Here is a 14606-nt window from a genome sequence, read left to right as displayed (position 1 = left end):
GGTAAGGCTGTGAAACGAGCGATTGCTCGGGGCGGCTAGTTTGCCGTATTCGCCGTCGGGTCGCAAAAAGCCGCGGGCCGTCGTTTTTGCCCGAATTTTCCTGCAACTTTTCGCACAAGGGGCAGTCTTGCAATGCCTGCGGGGGACTCCTTATAGTCCGCCAGCGTTTTGCAAGGCCCCGGTGGCCAGCATGGCCAGGGGCTGTTCCCGACGGGACTAGAGGCCATGATCGAAATAACCAATCTGACCAAGCGCTTTGCGCAGCACACTGCCGTGGACAACCTGTCCTTCAGCGTCGCACCGGGGGAGGTGCTGGGGTTCCTTGGCCCCAACGGCGCGGGCAAGTCCACCACCATGAAGATGCTCACCGGCTTCCTCGCGCCGACCTCAGGCAGCGCGAGCATCTTCGGCTTCGATATCCAGACTCACACCCTCAAGGCCCAGCGGGAAATCGGCTACCTGCCGGAAGGCGCTCCCTGCTATGGCGACATGACGGTGCGCGGCTTCCTCGAGTTCATCGCCGAGGTGCGCGGCTTCCGGGGTGCCGAGAAGAAAGCGCGGGTAGCCCGTGCGGTGGGGCAGGTGGAGCTGGATAACGTCCTCGGCCAGTCCATCGAGACCCTCTCCAAGGGCTACAAGCGCCGCGTCGGCCTGGCCCAGGCGATCCTCCATGATCCGCGCGTGCTGATCCTCGACGAGCCTACCGATGGTCTCGATCCGAACCAGAAGCACCAGGTGCGCCAGCTGATTCAGAGCTTGGCCCACGAGAAGATCGTGATCATCTCTACCCACATCCTCGAAGAGGTCACCGCGGTCTGCACCCGCGCCCTGGTGATCGCTTCCGGCAAGGTGGTGGCCGATGGCACGCCCTTCGAGCTGGAAAGCCGCTCCCGCTACCACCAGGCGGTGACGCTGGTAGCCGACGAGCCGCTGGACATGCTGGCCCTGGCAGTGCTGCCGGGTGTGGCCGGCATCGAGGAGAACGCCATCGAAGGCGGCCTCACCATCCTGGCCAAGCCGGGCGAAGTGATCTTCCCGCAGGTGAACCAACTGATTCACCAGCGGGGCTGGAAAGTGAAGGAGCTGGACGTGGAGCGCGGCCGTCTCGATGAGGTGTTCCGCCGACTGACCCGGGGAGAAGCGGCATGAGGCAGTTGCCGGTTATTTTCAAACGCGAGCTGGCGAGCTACTTCGCTACACCGCTGGCCTATGTGTTCATCGTGATCTTCCTGGTGCTGTCCGGGGTCTTCACCTTCTATCTGGGCGGCTTCTACGAAAGCGGCCAGGCGAGCCTCGCGCCCTTCTTCAACTTCCACCCCTGGCTCTACCTGTTCCTGGTGCCGGCCATCGCCATGCGCCTGTGGGCCGAGGAGCGCAAGTCGGGCTCCATCGAGTTGCTGATGACGCTGCCCATCACCCGCTTCGAGGCGGTCACCGGCAAGTTCCTAGCCGCCTGGGCCTTCGCCGGCCTGGCGCTGCTGCTGACTTTCCCGATGGTGATCACGGTCAACTACCTCGGCGAGCCGGACAACGGCGCCATCATCACCGGCTACATCGGCAGCTGGCTGCTGGCCGGGGCTTTCCTCGCCATTGGCTCTTGCATGTCGGCACTGGCGAAGAACCAGGTGATCGCCTTCATCCTCGCCGTCAGCGTGTGCTTCCTGTTCATCGTCAGCGGCTTCCCGCTGGTGCTGGACGCCTTTAGCGCCTGGGCGCCGCAATGGCTGCTGGACGCCGTGGCCTCGCTGAGTTTCCTCACCCGTTTCGATGCCATCAGCAAGGGCGTGATCGACCTGCGTGACCTGCTCTACTTCGTCACCCTGATCGCCGCCTGGCTGGCCGCCACCGCCGTGGTGGTCGATCTGAAGAAGGCCGACTGAACATGAAAAGACTGATGTATTCCGGCGCCGGGCTGCTGCTGATCGCCTTGGCCTTCCTGGCGTTCAACATGCTCGCCGGGCTGACCCTGACCAACGCGCGGGTCGATCTCACCGAACAGAAGCTCTACACCATCTCGGACGGGACCAGGAAGATCCTTGGCGAGATCGACGAACCCATCAACCTGTACTTCTTCTATTCCGACAAGACCGCCAAGGACCTGGTGGTGCTGCGCAACTACGCCCGGCGTGTGGAAGAGATGCTGAAGGCTTACGAGCGTGCCGCTGGCGGCAAGATCAAGCTGCACATCGTCGACCCAGAGCCCTTCTCCGAGGAGGAGGACAAGGCCGCCGAGTTCGGCTTGCAGGCGGTTCCGCTGCAGCAGGGCGGCGATCAGGTCTACTTCGGCCTGGCCGGTACCAACGGCGTGGACGATACCCAGATCATCCCGTTCTTCCCGCTGGATCAGGAAGAGTTCCTCGAGTACGAAATCAGCCGTCTGGTGCAGAGCCTGGCCAAGCCGGAACGTCCGGTGGTGGGCGTGATTTCCGGGCTGAAGCTCAATGGTGGCTTCGACATGATGAGCCGCCAGCCGACCGCGCCGTGGATGGTGATGGAGGAAATCCGCCAGCTCTTCCAGATCGAGAGCCTGAAGAGCGATGTCGACCAGATTCCCGAAAAGGTCTCGGTGCTGTTGCTGGTGCATCCGAAAAATCTGCCGCAGCAGACGCAGTACGCCATCGACCAGTTCGTCCTGCGCGGAGGCAAGCTGCTGGCCTTCGTCGATCCGTGGAGCGAGGCCGACAGCGGCATGGAAATGCCGGGCGAGCCGGGGGGCGACAAGGCTTCCGATCTGGACACCCTGTTCAAGGCCTGGGGCCTGCAGATGGTACCGGGCAAGGTGCTGGGTGACGGTGCCAACGCCATGTCGGTGAGCGTTGGCGAGGGCAAGCCGCCGGCGCGTCATGCTGCCTGGCTCAACCTGCCCCAGCGCAGTCTCGACCAGGCCGATGTCAGCACCGCGGGCCTGGAAAACATTACCGTGGCCACCGCGGGCATCCTCAAGCCGCTGGAAGGCGCCAAGACCCAGTTCGTGCCGCTGATCCAGAGCTCCGAGTACGCCATGCCCTTCGACGTACAGCGCTTCGGCATGCTGACAGACCCCGAGGAGCTGATTCGCGAGCTCAAGCCCACCGGCGAGCGCTATACGGTGGCTGCGCGAATCAGCGGTCCGGCGCAATCGGCGTTCCCCGATGGCATCGAGGGCCGCAAAGATGGCCTGAAATCGGCGAAGAACATCAACGTGATCGCCGTGGCCGATACCGACATCCTCAGCGATCGCATGTGGGTGCAGGTGCAGGACTTCTTCGGTCAGCGCGTGCCGCAGCCCTGGGCCGACAACTCCGGCTTCGCCATCAACGCCCTGGACAACCTGGCCGGTTCCGATGCGTTGATCAGCGTGCGTTCCCGTGGTCGCTTCAGCCGTCCCTTCGACGTGGTGGAGAAACTCCAGCGCGACGCCGAGGTGAAGTTCCGCGAGCAGGAACAGGTGCTCCAGCAGCGCCTGGCTGACACCGAGCAGAAGCTGGCGTCGCTGCAGCAGAACCAGGACCCGGCCAAGGCGCTGGAACTGACCCCGGAACAGCAGGCGACGCTGCAGCAGTTCATCCAGGAGAAGCTGCGCATCCGCAAGGAGCTGCGCGACGTGCACTTCCAGCTCAATGCCAGCATCGAGGACCTGGGGCGTACCCTGAAGTTCGTCAACATTGCCCTGGTGCCGCTGGTGCTGACCCTGGGCGTGCTGGTGCTGTGGTTCTGGCGCCGTCGGCGCAAGGCTTGAGGAGGGCGATATGGGACGCAAAGGCCTGATCTTTCTCGCCCTGCTGGCTGCCGGACTGGGCGCGGCCTACTACATCCAGCAGGACAGCGCGCGGCCCCAGCCGCAGCCTAGCGCCAGCCGGGAGCTGCTGCTGCCGGAGCTGCAGGGCAAGCTGGAAAGCGTAACGGCGCTGGACGTGCAGGTGCCCGGCCAGCCCGACTTGCGCCTGGCGCGCAAGGATGGCGTCTGGGTGTTGCCGGCCAAGGCCGACTATCCGGCGGCCGGCCAGCCTGTAACCGCGCTGCTGAGGGCACTCGCCGAGGCTCGCAAGGTGGAAGCCAAGACCGCCAATCCCGAGCTGCACGCTCGCGTAGGCCTGGCGGACAAGGGCGATGCCGGCGAGCAGGGTTCGCGCATCAAGGTCGAGCGCGGCAACGAAATGCCCCTGGAACTGCTGCTGGGCAAGCCGGCACAGCAGGGCAAGGGGCAGCTGGTGCGCCTTTATGGCAATAACCAGGTCTGGTTGGTCGACCAGGCGATGCCGCTGCCGACGAGCGAACTCAATTGGCTGGACCGCCGGGTGGCGGCTATCCCCTTCGCCAGTATTCGGCAGGTGGAGGTGAGCTACCCGAACGGCAGCCAGTTGACTGTCTACCGGGATACCGCCGAGGAGCCCAATCTCAAGCTCAAGCAACTACCCAAGGGCCGTAGCCTGGCCTACGAGGCGGCTGCCAATGGCATGGCGACCCTTTTCGCCGGCCTGGAATTCGCTGACAACGCGCCGTTGGCGCAGGTGCAGTTCAAGGGCAAGCCGCTGCTGCAATTCAGCCTTTCCACCTTCGAGGGAGGTGAGCTGCGTGGTGAGGTCTACGGGCAGGGCGAACAGCCCTGGCTGGTGCTCAAGGACAAGCAGAAACTCGGCGAAGAGCAGGTGCCCGGCAAACTGGATTGGGCCTATCGACTTGAGCCATTCCAATATCAGGCACTGGCCAAGAAGCTTGAGGACGTACTTGCTACCAAGTAGTGCAAGTTATTGAAGTAAGGCGGTAAATCGGACTTTGGCCGGTTCTTTTCCGCCTTTCTTCATGCCCCATTTTGTACTGTTCGGGAACCAAAAAAGGGCGTCCAGCCCGCATGGGACGGCCATTCTGCACTGTCATAAAAAAGTGCTTTTCAGCGCGAACTCTTGTCGTATACTCCGGTCGCGGTCATAAAAAGAACGTCATTCGAAATACCCGCTCCAAGCTTGATCCCGCCGGGGTTGGATATAACAAGAAGAACGTCTTTGCCGCACCGTCGAAACCCCCAGCAAAGGGGGTACACAACAAAATTGCGAGTTGGAGAGAGCAGTAATGGCTGATCGTGAGATCGGAACCGTCAAGTGGTTCAATGACGCCAAGGGCTATGGTTTCATTCAGCGCGAAAGCGGTCCTGATGTGTTCGTTCACTACCGTGCTATCCGCGGCGAGGGTCATCGCTCTCTGCTGGAAGGCCAGAAGGTGGAGTTTTCCGTGATTCAGGGTCAGAAAGGCCTGCAGGCGGAAGACGTCGCCAAGGTCTGAGACTCAAAACAAGAGGCCCGTCAGTGACGGGCCTTTTGCTTTCTGCGATTCCTCAATCGGGCTGCCGATCAATCAGTCGGTGCGCCAGATGATTTCCTGCTCGCCTTCCGCGTTCACCTTGATCCAGCGGTCGGCGTCTTCTTCACCCTGCGCTTCCTGCCAGCCACCTGGTGCGCAGCGGATTTCCACACCCAGAGCCGCAAAGGCTGCGCGTGCGCAACCCAGATCATCCTCCCAGGGCGTAGCGTCGCTTTCGAGGTAGAGGCTATTCCACTTGCCAACGGCCTTGGGCAGCCAGGTGATGGGAACATCCCCGGCCATGCATTTGAAGGTCTGCCCCTTCTGCTGCCAAGGCGTGCAGGAACCCAGCGCCGCGTTGAGCCAGGCAGTGACGGCATCCTGGTCGGCGTCCTTGAGGTAGATCTCGATATCGGGTTGACGCATGGGGGACTCCCTAGATTTTCTCGATCCAATCGTAGCGAATGGACACCGTCACATCGAAGGCTTCGGCCACCACCGCGGCCCGGCGCTCGGCGCTGGCGCGCCAACCGTGCGGGGTCATGGCCAGCAGGTCCGCGCGAGCCTCGGCGTCGGCCAGGTGCATGCGATAGCTCAGCGTTTCGCTGTGGGCCAGGCGCATGCCCGCTGGAATCTGCGACAGGTGTTTCTCGTCGTCGTAGTCGCGGACTTCGTCGTAGAGCTTCTCGCGCAGCTCCATCAGGTGCTCGCGAGTCGGTCCCATACGCAGCAGGCCGCCACCGGGGGACAGCAGGCGCAGCGCTTCCTGCCAGTCCAGCGGACTGAAGACACTGGCGAGCAGGTCGCAACTGCCGTCGGCCAGCGGAACCCGCGCCATGCTCGCCACCAGCCAGTGCAATTGCGGGGCGCGGCGGCAGGCACGTTTTACCGCCTCGCGGGAAATATCCAGGGCGTAGCCATCGGTGGCCGGAAGGGCCATGGCCAACTGACCGGTGTAGTAGCCCTCGCCACAGCCGATATCCAGCCAGCTTTCCGGATCACGTTCGGCAGCGAGCGCGGCCAGGCGATTGGCGAGCGGCGCATAGTGGCCGCCGTCGAGGAAGCGTCGGCGAGCCTCGACCATGGTGGCGTTGTCGCCCGGATCGCGGCTGTTCTTGTGCTGCACCGGCAGCAGGTTGTAGTAGCCCTGGCGTGCGCGGTCGAAGCTGTGATTGGCCGGGCACACCAGGCTCTGGTCACGGGCGCTCATGGCAGCCTGGCAAAGGGGGCAGATGAGTTTCATTGGGCGAGCAGGCGAACCAGGGTCTGCTGGTAGATGTCGGTCAGCAGGTCGAGATCGCTGGCCAGCACCCGCTCGTTCACCTGGTGGATGGTGGCGTTGACCGGGCCCAGTTCGACGACTTGGGTACCCATGGTGGCAATGAAGCGGCCATCGGAGGTACCACCGCTGGTGGACGGCGTGGTATCGCGGCCGGTGATGGCCTTGATGCTTGCGGAGACCGCGTCCAGCAGCTCACCCGGTTCGGTGAGGAAGGGCAGGCCGGAAAGCGCCCACTCCAGGTGGTAGTCCAGGCCGTGTTTGTCGAGGATGGCCTCGACCCGGCGCTGCAGGCCATCCACCGTGGATTCGGTGGAGAAACGGAAGTTGAAGATGGCCTTCAGCTCGCCCGGGATGACGTTGGTGGCGCCGGTGCCAGAGTTGAGGTTGGAGACCTGGAAGCTGGTGGGCGGGAAGAAAGCGTTGCCGTCGTCCCAGTGTTCCGCGGCTAGTTCGGCCAGGGCCGGTGCGGCCAGGTGGATGGGGTTCTTCGCCAGGTGGGGGTAAGCGACGTGACCCTGCACGCCGCGAACAGTCAGGGTGCAGCCAAGGGAGCCGCGGCGGCCGTTCTTCACGACATCGCCCACCAGCGAAGTGCTGGAGGGTTCGCCGACGATGCACCAGTCCAGGCGCTCGCCACGGGCTGCCAGGCGTTCGACGACGGCCTTGGTGCCGTGGTGTGCCGGGCCTTCTTCGTCGCTGGTGATGAGGAAGGCGATGGCGCCCTTGTGCTGCGGGTGCTCGGCGACGAAGCGCTCGACCGCTACCACCATGGCCGCGAGGCTGCCTTTCATGTCCGCTGCGCCACGGCCGCAGAGCATGCCCTGTTCGTCGATCAGTGCATCGAACGGCTGGTGCTGCCAGGCCTGTACCGGGCCGGTGGGCACCACATCGGTATGGCCGGCGAAGCAGAGCACGGGGCCTTCGCCGCCACGGATGGCCCAGAAGTTTTCCACATCCTCGATGCGCATGCGCTCGATGCGGAAGCCCGCGGCCTCCAGCCGGCGCATCATCAGGTCCTGGCAACCTTCGTCGACCGGGGTGACCGAGGGGCGGCGAATGAGGTCGCAGGCGAGTTCGAGGGTGGGGGACAGGGACGACATGGAAGGCTCCGGAGGGCAGCGCGGAAACGCAGAGGATGAAAAGGCCGATATCTTAAAACAAGAACGGCGGCCATTGGCCGCCGTTTAGGGGTTTCGCTCGCCTATCAGGCGGTAGCGACCTCCTCTTGCTCCTCTTCCTGGCCCTTGGGCAGGGAGGAGAGCAGCGCCATGATCAGCGCCGCCAGGTAAGGCAGCGACTGCACCAGCAGCATGGCCACCCAGAACTTCACATCCGGGCTGGGCATGCCCTGGACGATGGCGATGCCGATGGCAGCGCCCCACAGCAGGAGCATCACGAAGACTTCTTCGCGGGCCTCGGCCAGGGCCATCATCAGGCCGTGATTGCTACGCATCTTCGGTGTGCGGAAGAACGGGATGCTCTTGGTGAAGAATCCGTAGAGCACCGCCTTGGCGATGGTGTGCGAGAGCGCAAGCCCCGCCACCGCCGCGCAGAAGGCGTCCTTCAGGTTGACCCCCACCGCGCGCTGGTAGAGGAACACGATCTTGCCCACCTTGAAGAAGAACAGCGCCAGCGGCGGGATGGCGAAGATCAGCAGCGGCGGGTCGACCCGCTGCGGCACGATGATCATGGCCGCCGACCAGAGCAGGGCACCGATGGTGAAGAAGATATTCAGACCATCGGCGACCCAGGGCAGCCAGCCAGCGATGAAGTGGTAGCGCTGGCCCTGCTTGAGCTTGGAATCCTTGCCCAGGAACAGGCTGCGGGCGTGACCCTTCATGATCTGGATGGCGCCGTAGGCCCAGCGGAAACGCTGCTTCTTGTAGTCGATGAAGGTGTCCGGCATCAGACCGCGGCCAAAGCTCTCGTGCGCATAAGCCGCTGCATAGCCGCTCTTGAACACACGCAGACCCAGCTCGGCGTCTTCGCAGATGGTCCAGTCGGCCCACTTCAGCTCGTCCATCACGCTGCGACGGATCATGGTCATGGTGCCGTGCTGGATGATGGCGTTGCGGTCGTTGCGGGTGACCATGCCGATGTGGAAGAAGCCCTTGTACTCGGCGTAGCAGAGCCGCTTGAAGGTATTCTCGTTGCCGTCGCGATAGTCCTGGGGCGACTGCACCACGGCGATTTCCGGGTCGGCGAAGTGCGGAACCATGTACTTCAGCCAGTTGCGGTCGACGCAGTAGTCGGAGTCGATCACCGCCACGACTTCGGCATCCGGCGCGGTGTACGGCAGGATGTAGTTCAGCGCGCCACCCTTGAAGCCTTCCAGCGGGGCGACGTGGAAGAACTTGAAGCGCGGGCCCAGCTGTTCGCAGTAGTCGCGCACCGGTTCCCAGACGGCCGGGTCCTTGGTGTTGTTGTCGATGATCAGGACTTCGTAGTCCGGATAGTCGAGGTTGGCCAGGGCGTCGAGGGTCTGTTTGACCATCTCCGGCGGCTCGTTGTAGCAGGGCACGTGCACCGACACTTTCGGACGGTAGGCGCTGTCGGCCAGCACCGGCAGGAACGGACGGCGGCGCTTGCGCACCCAGACCGCCTCGGCCAGTTCATGGGCTTCGGTGAGGAGCACGATGAACACGCCCAGGGCACCGACGCCGAGTAGCAGACCCACGGTGAGGCTGAACCAGGTGCTGTACTGCTGGCTGTAGTCGTAGGCAATCCACACCAGCACCGAGCCGCCGGCGAAGGCGACGAAGGTGAGGAAGGTGCGACCGCGCTGGCGCAGGGCGCTGCCGTCGATCAGCATCAGGGCCAGGGCCAGCAGGGCCATGACCACCGAGGCCACCGCGAGCATGCGCCATTGCGGAATGGCGATCACCGGGCCTTCGAAGGCGAACTTGGGCTGGCGGTCGAGGTTGTAGACGCCCCAGTAGGCGCCCACCGAACCCTCGTCGCTGGCCTTCCACGGCTGGTCGAAGGCTTCGATCACGAAGTAGTTGTAGCCCTTGGCGTTGAGGGCGTTGACCAGGGTGCGCAGGTAGATGGCCTGGTCGGCCTGGGATGCGTCAGCACCGCCACGCATGCGGCCGTTGCTCGGCCAGCCCACTTCGGACAGCAGCAGCGGCTTTTTCGGGAAGGCCTTTTTCAGGTCCTTGGCGCGCTCCAGGACGAATTCGGTGGAGTCCTCCATCGGCACGAATTCCCAGTAAGGCAGCACGTGGGCTGCCACGAGGTCGACGTGCTTGGCCAGTTCCGGGTATTTCAGCCAGATGTGCCACTGCTCGGAGGTGGTCACCGGCACCTTCACGGCGGCGCGGACGCGGTCCAGGTAGACCATCAGGTCCTTGCGGCTGATTTCGCGACGGAACAGGGCCTCGTTACCTACCACCACGCGAACCACGCTGCGGGACGCGTTGGCGATTTCGATGGCCTTGGCGATCTCGCGCTCGTTGCGTTCCTCGTCCGGGCTGATCCACACGCCCAGGGTCACCCGCAGGCCGAATTCCTCTGCCAGGCGCGGGATGTCGGCCAGGGTGCCGTCCACCGAGTAGGTCCGGATGTTGTCGGTCTGCTTGCTCAGCAGTTCGAGGTCCTGGCGGATCTGGTCGTCGTTGGGGTAGCGGTTCTGCTGTGGGTTCTGGTCCGCGCGGAACGGCGAGAAGGAGTAACCGGAGATCTGTTCCGGCCAGTCCGGCGCGGTGACCGGGCGGTTGTAAAGCGCCCAGATACCGGTGAACAACGCGGCAACCGCCACGAAGACCACCAGGTTGAGTCCAAATTTACGCGATGGCATAGAGGTCAAGGGTTCCGAATCGAGGAACTGGGTCCCATAGGAGAACGGCCTGCATCAGGCGGTTTTTCATACGAAACCGGGGGTAGGGCCAGCGAATTGCTGGCCGGCGCGAATCCTACCCCGGCGCCCAACAGCTGTATAGATTGCAACCAGACGGGGGAGCCGGATGGCCGCCCCGCCAGATGGTTTGTTTGTCTTTGGCGCCAGAAGTTCTCCCGATGTGGCGAAATGCCGCCTCGGAGGCTGGTATCGCGTCAGAGCGCTCTCAACAGAATGCGCTCGCTGATTTCCAGGTCAAGGTCGCGCCGCTCGCTCAATGCGGTCATGCCGTGCCGCTCCAGTTGCGCCAGTACCTGGGGGATCACATCGGCATCCAGGCCGTGTTCGGACAAACGGGTGGGCACGCCCATGCGCTTGAAGAAATCGCGGGTGGCCTGGATGGCGGAATCGATACGCTGTTCTTCGTCACCTTCCTTCAAGCCCCAGACGCGGGAGGCGTACTGCAGCAGCTTCTCGCGCTTGACCTGGCGGCGCTCGGCCAGCAGTGCCGGCAGCACCACGGCCAGGGTCTGGGCGTGGTCGATGTGGTAGAGCGCGGTCAGCTCGTGACCGATCATGTGGGTCGACCAGTCCTGGGGAACGCCGCAGCCGAGCAGGCCGTTCAGCGCCTGGGTGGCGCACCACATCAGGTTGGCGCGCACGGCGTAATCGTCGGGGTTGGCCAGCGCTTTGGGGCCTTCTTCTATCAGGGTCAACAGCAGGCCTTCGGCGTAGCGGTCCTGCAGCGGCGCGTCGGCTGGGTAGGTCAGGTACTGCTCGATGGTGTGGACGAACGCATCCACCACGCCATTGCCGATCTGCCGGGGGGGCAGGCTGAAAGTGGTGCGCGGGTCGAGGATGGCGAAACGCGGATAGAGCAGGGCGCTGGAGAAGGGCAGCTTCTCCTGGCGGGCGACATGGGTGACCACGCCGTGGGGGTTGCTCTCCGAGCCGGTGGCGGCCAGGGTCAGCACGCAGCCCATGGGCAGGGCGGCGGTGATCCGCTTGCCGCTGAGCAGGTCCAGCGGGTCGCCGTCGTAGCAGGCTGCGGCGGCGATGAACTTGCTGCCATCGATTACCGAGCCGCCGCCGACGGCGACGATGAAGTCGCAGCGTTCGGCCTTGGCCAGCTCGGCGGCCTTGACCAGGGTATCGAACTGCGGATTGGCCTCGATTCCGCCGAAACGGACCAGCTGATACCCGTCCAGCGCTTCCTCTACCTGCTGCCAGACACCGTTCTGGAAGATGCTGCCGCCGCCGTGTGTCACCAGGACCCGGCTGCCGGCGGGCACGTCCCGCCCCAGTTTGCTGATCTGGCCTTCGCCGAAATGGATGCGGGTGGGGTTATAGAAGGTGAAATTGCGCATGACCGGCTCCGTTGTTGTTATCGGCCGACTATAGCCCTGGCGGACCGGGCCCGGATCTATGGGCCACCATTCAGCGCCAATGGACTTGGGCCGAAGGAGAGCGCTTCCTATAATGCGCGCCCGCCCGAAGGTTGGCGATGGGAGTGATCGGCATGAATACAGACGAGCGTTTCGGCGGCATTGCCCGGCTTTATGGCCTGGATGGACTCGCCCGGTTGCAGGCGGCCCATGTGGCGGTGGTCGGCATCGGCGGCGTGGGCTCCTGGGCGGCGGAGGCCCTGGCGCGCTCCGGGGTGGGCGAGATCTCCCTGTTCGACCTGGACGACGTCTGCATCACCAATACCAACCGCCAGGTGCATGCCATCGAAGGCGCCGTGGGCAAGGCCAAGGTGGACGTGATGGCCGAGCGCATCCGCGCCATCAACCCGGCTTGCGTGGTCCATGCGGTGGCCGACTTCGTGACCCGCGAGACCATGGCCGAGTACATCACCCCTGAACTGGATGCGGTGATCGACTGCATCGACAGCGTGGCGGCCAAGGCGGCCCTGATCGCCTGGTGCAAGCGGCGCAAGATCCAGATCGTCACCACCGGCGGTGCCGGTGGCCAGGTGGACCCGGCTCAGATCCAGGTCGCCGACCTGAACAAGACCTTCAACGACCCCCTGGCGGCCAAGGTGCGTTCGACCCTGCGCCGCGATTACAACTTCTCCCGCACGCCAGGGCGCACCTACAGCGTGCCCTGCGTGTTCTCGACGGAGCAGCTGCGCTACCCGAAGCCGGATGGCTCGGTGTGCCAGCAGAAGAGTTTCGTCGGCGAAGGCGTGAAGCTGGACTGCGCCGGCGGCTTTGGCGCGGTGATGATGGTCACTGCCACCTTTGGCATGGTGGCGGCGGCGCGGATTGTGGATAAGTTGGTGGCCGGGGCGCGCAGGCCGTCGGAGCGCACTGCGGGATAAGGCTCCTGGTAGGTTGGTGCCGAGGAACGAGGCCCAACGATTCCGGGCACGACGGGCGCGCCTTGTTGGCTATTGCCAGAGATCGCCCATCCGTCCAGGAGCCTTGTAGGAGCTAGCTTGCTAGCGAAAGGGGCTATTCGCTGGCAAGCCAGCTCCTACGGGCAATGCAGCTACTTGCAACACTCAATGCAGACACAGCGAACGAATTCGCCCCTACAGGCTCAGTTCACGCATTTTCTTGAGTACCGCGTTCAGGCCATTGCTGCGCGATGGCGACAGTTGCCGGCCCAATCCCAGCTGATTGAACCAGTCCGCCAGGTCGATTCCAGCCAGTTCGCTACCTTCCAGCCCGTCAACGCGTGCCAGCAGGACCGCCAGCAGGCCGCGGATCAATCGTGCGTCGCTGGCCGCACGGAAATGCCAGTGCTCGCCCTGGTGCTCTGCGATCAGCCAGACCTGGCTTTCACAGCCATGCACCCGATTGGCATCGCTGCGTTCGGCATCGCTCAGGGCTTCCAGTCGTTCGCCCCATTGCATCAGCAGGCGCGCACGTTGTTCCCAGCCACCGGCGGCGGTGAATACGTCCAGGGCTTCCCGGGCCTTGGCGGGCAGGGTCATCGCAGCATCTCCAGAGCCTTGTCCAGGGCGCCGAAGAAGCGCTCCAGGTCATTGCCGTCGTTATAAAGGCCGAGGGACACGCGGATGGCGCCTTGCAGGCCGAGGCGGTGCATCAGTGGCATGGCGCAGTGGTGGCCGGCACGCACGGCGATGCCCTGCTCGGTAAGCAGATGTGCGAGGTCGGCGTTATGCACGCCTTCGATGCTGAAACTGGCCAGCGCCAGTTCGGGGTCGCCCAGCAGGCGCACGCCGTCTCGTGCAGCGAGCCCGGCCAGGAGTTTGGCGTGCAGGGCTGCTTCATGGCCGGCGATGGCGGCGGCGTCGAGGTTGCCCAGGTAATCCAGTGCGGCGCCCAGGCCGATCACCGAGGCGATGGCCGGGGTGCCAGCCTCGAAGCCCAGAGGGGCGCCGTGGAAGTCGGCACTCTGGTAAGCAGCGGTGTGGACCATCTCACCGCCGAACTGCCAGTGCCTGAGACGCGCCAGTGCCTCGCTGCGACCGTAAAGCACGCCGACGCCGTCGGGGCCATAGAGCTTGTGGCTGGAGAACGCATAGAAGTCGCAACCCATTGCTTGGACGTCATGGCGGCCATGTACCGCGCCCTGGGCACCGTCGACCACGGTAATGGCGCCCTGACCACGAGCCAGGGGCAGCAGCTCGGTCAACGGCTGCCAGCGACCGAGCACATTGGACAGTTGGCTCACCGCCAGCAGGCGGGTACGCGGTCCGATCAGCCGGCGCGCCTGTTCCAGGTCGATCACGCCGCGATCATCCAGCGGCAAAACCACCAGTTTGAGCTGCCGGCGCAGGGCCAATTGCTGCCAGGGCAGCAGGTTGGCGTGGTGTTCCAGGGCGCTGATGACGATCTCATCGCCTGGTTGGAACAGATGCTCCAGGCCATAGGCCAGCAGGTTGATCGCCTCGGTGACGCCGCGGGTGAAGAGGATTTCCGCCGGATTAGCGGCATTCAACCACTGTGCCGCGAGTGTCCGTGTCCCTTCGAAGGCGCGGGTGGCGCGCTCGCCCGGCAGATGCTGGGCACGATGCACATTGGCTGCGCCGCTGGCGTAGTAGCCGAGCAGGGCGTCGAGCACCGCCTGGGGCTTCTGCGAGGTGGCGGCGCTGTCGAGGTAGGTCTGGCCCTCGGCTTCAAGGGCCGAAAGGGCGGGGAAGTCGGAGCGCCAGGGGGAGTTCAGGGACATTGCTGCGGCACACGGAAATGGAAGCGTTGCGAGTTAAGGCCGGTTCGAACGCGAACAGGCCCGGAT

Annotated in this window: 13 protein-coding genes; 6 read left to right on the top strand and 7 right to left on the bottom strand. The window is 64.2% G+C overall.

Annotation, left to right across the window (positions count from 1 at the left end; genetic code table 11):
* Nucleotides 1–225: 225 nt before the first annotated feature.
* The 5 genes from E8E91_RS20090 to E8E91_RS20070 all read left to right on the top strand — a co-directional run bounded on the left by E8E91_RS20090 (nt 226) and on the right by E8E91_RS20070 (nt 5259).
* Nucleotides 226–1149, top strand: a complete 924-nt coding sequence (locus E8E91_RS20090) for an ABC transporter ATP-binding protein (protein WP_280378171.1) — start codon at nt 226–228, stop codon at nt 1147–1149.
* A complete protein-coding gene (locus E8E91_RS20085) occupies nt 1146–1880 on the top strand; it encodes an ABC transporter permease subunit (RefSeq protein ID WP_280378170.1) in 735 nt (244 codons plus the stop codon). Before E8E91_RS20090 ends, E8E91_RS20085 begins: the two co-directional genes overlap by 4 nt.
* A 2-nt stretch (nt 1881–1882) precedes the next feature.
* Nucleotides 1883–3718 (top strand): Gldg family protein, encoded by a 1836-nt coding sequence (locus tag E8E91_RS20080; protein ID WP_280378167.1) that lies wholly within the window; start codon nt 1883–1885, stop codon nt 3716–3718.
* Nucleotides 3719–3728: 10 nt separating this feature from the next.
* The gene (locus tag E8E91_RS20075) at nt 3729–4721 is read left to right on the top strand and encodes a DUF4340 domain-containing protein (protein ID WP_280378166.1); all 993 of its coding nucleotides are present in this window, start codon (nt 3729–3731) and stop codon (nt 4719–4721) included.
* A gap of 328 nt (nt 4722–5049) precedes the next feature.
* A complete protein-coding gene (locus tag E8E91_RS20070) occupies nt 5050–5259 on the top strand; it encodes a cold-shock protein (RefSeq protein WP_004421058.1) in 210 nt (69 codons plus the stop codon).
* A 72-nt stretch (nt 5260–5331) separates the two neighbouring features.
* Here the strand turns inward: E8E91_RS20070 and E8E91_RS20065 are convergent, their stop codons facing one another.
* The 5 genes from E8E91_RS20065 to E8E91_RS20045 form a co-directional block, all read right to left on the bottom strand.
* Nucleotides 5332–5703 (bottom strand): hypothetical protein, encoded by a 372-nt coding sequence (locus E8E91_RS20065; protein WP_280378163.1) that lies wholly within the window; start codon nt 5701–5703, stop codon nt 5332–5334.
* A gap of 10 nt (nt 5704–5713) precedes the next feature.
* Nucleotides 5714–6520 (bottom strand): putative RNA methyltransferase, encoded by an 807-nt coding sequence (locus E8E91_RS20060; protein ID WP_280378161.1) that lies wholly within the window; start codon nt 6518–6520, stop codon nt 5714–5716.
* Nucleotides 6517–7659 carry a succinyl-diaminopimelate desuccinylase gene (gene dapE, locus E8E91_RS20055; protein WP_280378158.1) on the bottom strand — a complete coding sequence of 381 codons (1143 nt, stop codon included), beginning with the start codon at nt 7657–7659 and terminating at the stop codon, nt 6517–6519. Before dapE ends, E8E91_RS20060 begins: the two co-directional genes overlap by 4 nt.
* Before the next feature lie 104 nt (nt 7660–7763).
* Complete coding sequence (locus E8E91_RS20050) at nt 7764–10358, bottom strand: glycosyltransferase (RefSeq protein WP_280378155.1); 2595 nt, start codon at nt 10356–10358, stop codon at nt 7764–7766.
* Between the two features lie 254 nt (nt 10359–10612).
* Nucleotides 10613–11764, bottom strand: a complete 1152-nt coding sequence (locus E8E91_RS20045) for an iron-containing alcohol dehydrogenase (RefSeq protein ID WP_280378153.1) — start codon at nt 11762–11764, stop codon at nt 10613–10615.
* A 152-nt stretch (nt 11765–11916) separates the two neighbouring features.
* Here E8E91_RS20045 and tcdA point away from each other — a divergent pair, with 152 nt between their 5' ends.
* Nucleotides 11917–12720 carry a tRNA cyclic N6-threonylcarbamoyladenosine(37) synthase TcdA gene (gene tcdA / locus E8E91_RS20040; protein WP_280378151.1) on the top strand — a complete coding sequence of 268 codons (804 nt, stop codon included), beginning with the start codon at nt 11917–11919 and terminating at the stop codon, nt 12718–12720.
* A gap of 213 nt (nt 12721–12933) precedes the next feature.
* Here tcdA and E8E91_RS20035 read toward each other — a convergent pair whose 3' ends face one another.
* Together E8E91_RS20035 and E8E91_RS20030 are read right to left on the bottom strand one after the other, a co-directional pair.
* The gene (locus E8E91_RS20035) at nt 12934–13338 is read right to left on the bottom strand and encodes a SufE family protein (RefSeq protein ID WP_280378150.1); all 405 of its coding nucleotides are present in this window, start codon (nt 13336–13338) and stop codon (nt 12934–12936) included.
* The gene (locus E8E91_RS20030) at nt 13335–14540 is read right to left on the bottom strand and encodes a cysteine desulfurase (protein ID WP_280378147.1); all 1206 of its coding nucleotides are present in this window, start codon (nt 14538–14540) and stop codon (nt 13335–13337) included. Before E8E91_RS20030 ends, E8E91_RS20035 begins: the two co-directional genes overlap by 4 nt.
* Between the last annotated feature and the right edge of the window lie 66 nt (nt 14541–14606).

It is taken from the genome of Pseudomonas sp. BN515 (assembly GCF_029873155.1).
GTDB lineage: Bacteria > Pseudomonadota > Gammaproteobacteria > Pseudomonadales > Pseudomonadaceae > Metapseudomonas.
The sequence above is the reverse complement of the archived record's forward strand: the minus strand, read 5'-3'. Positions and strand labels throughout refer to the sequence as shown.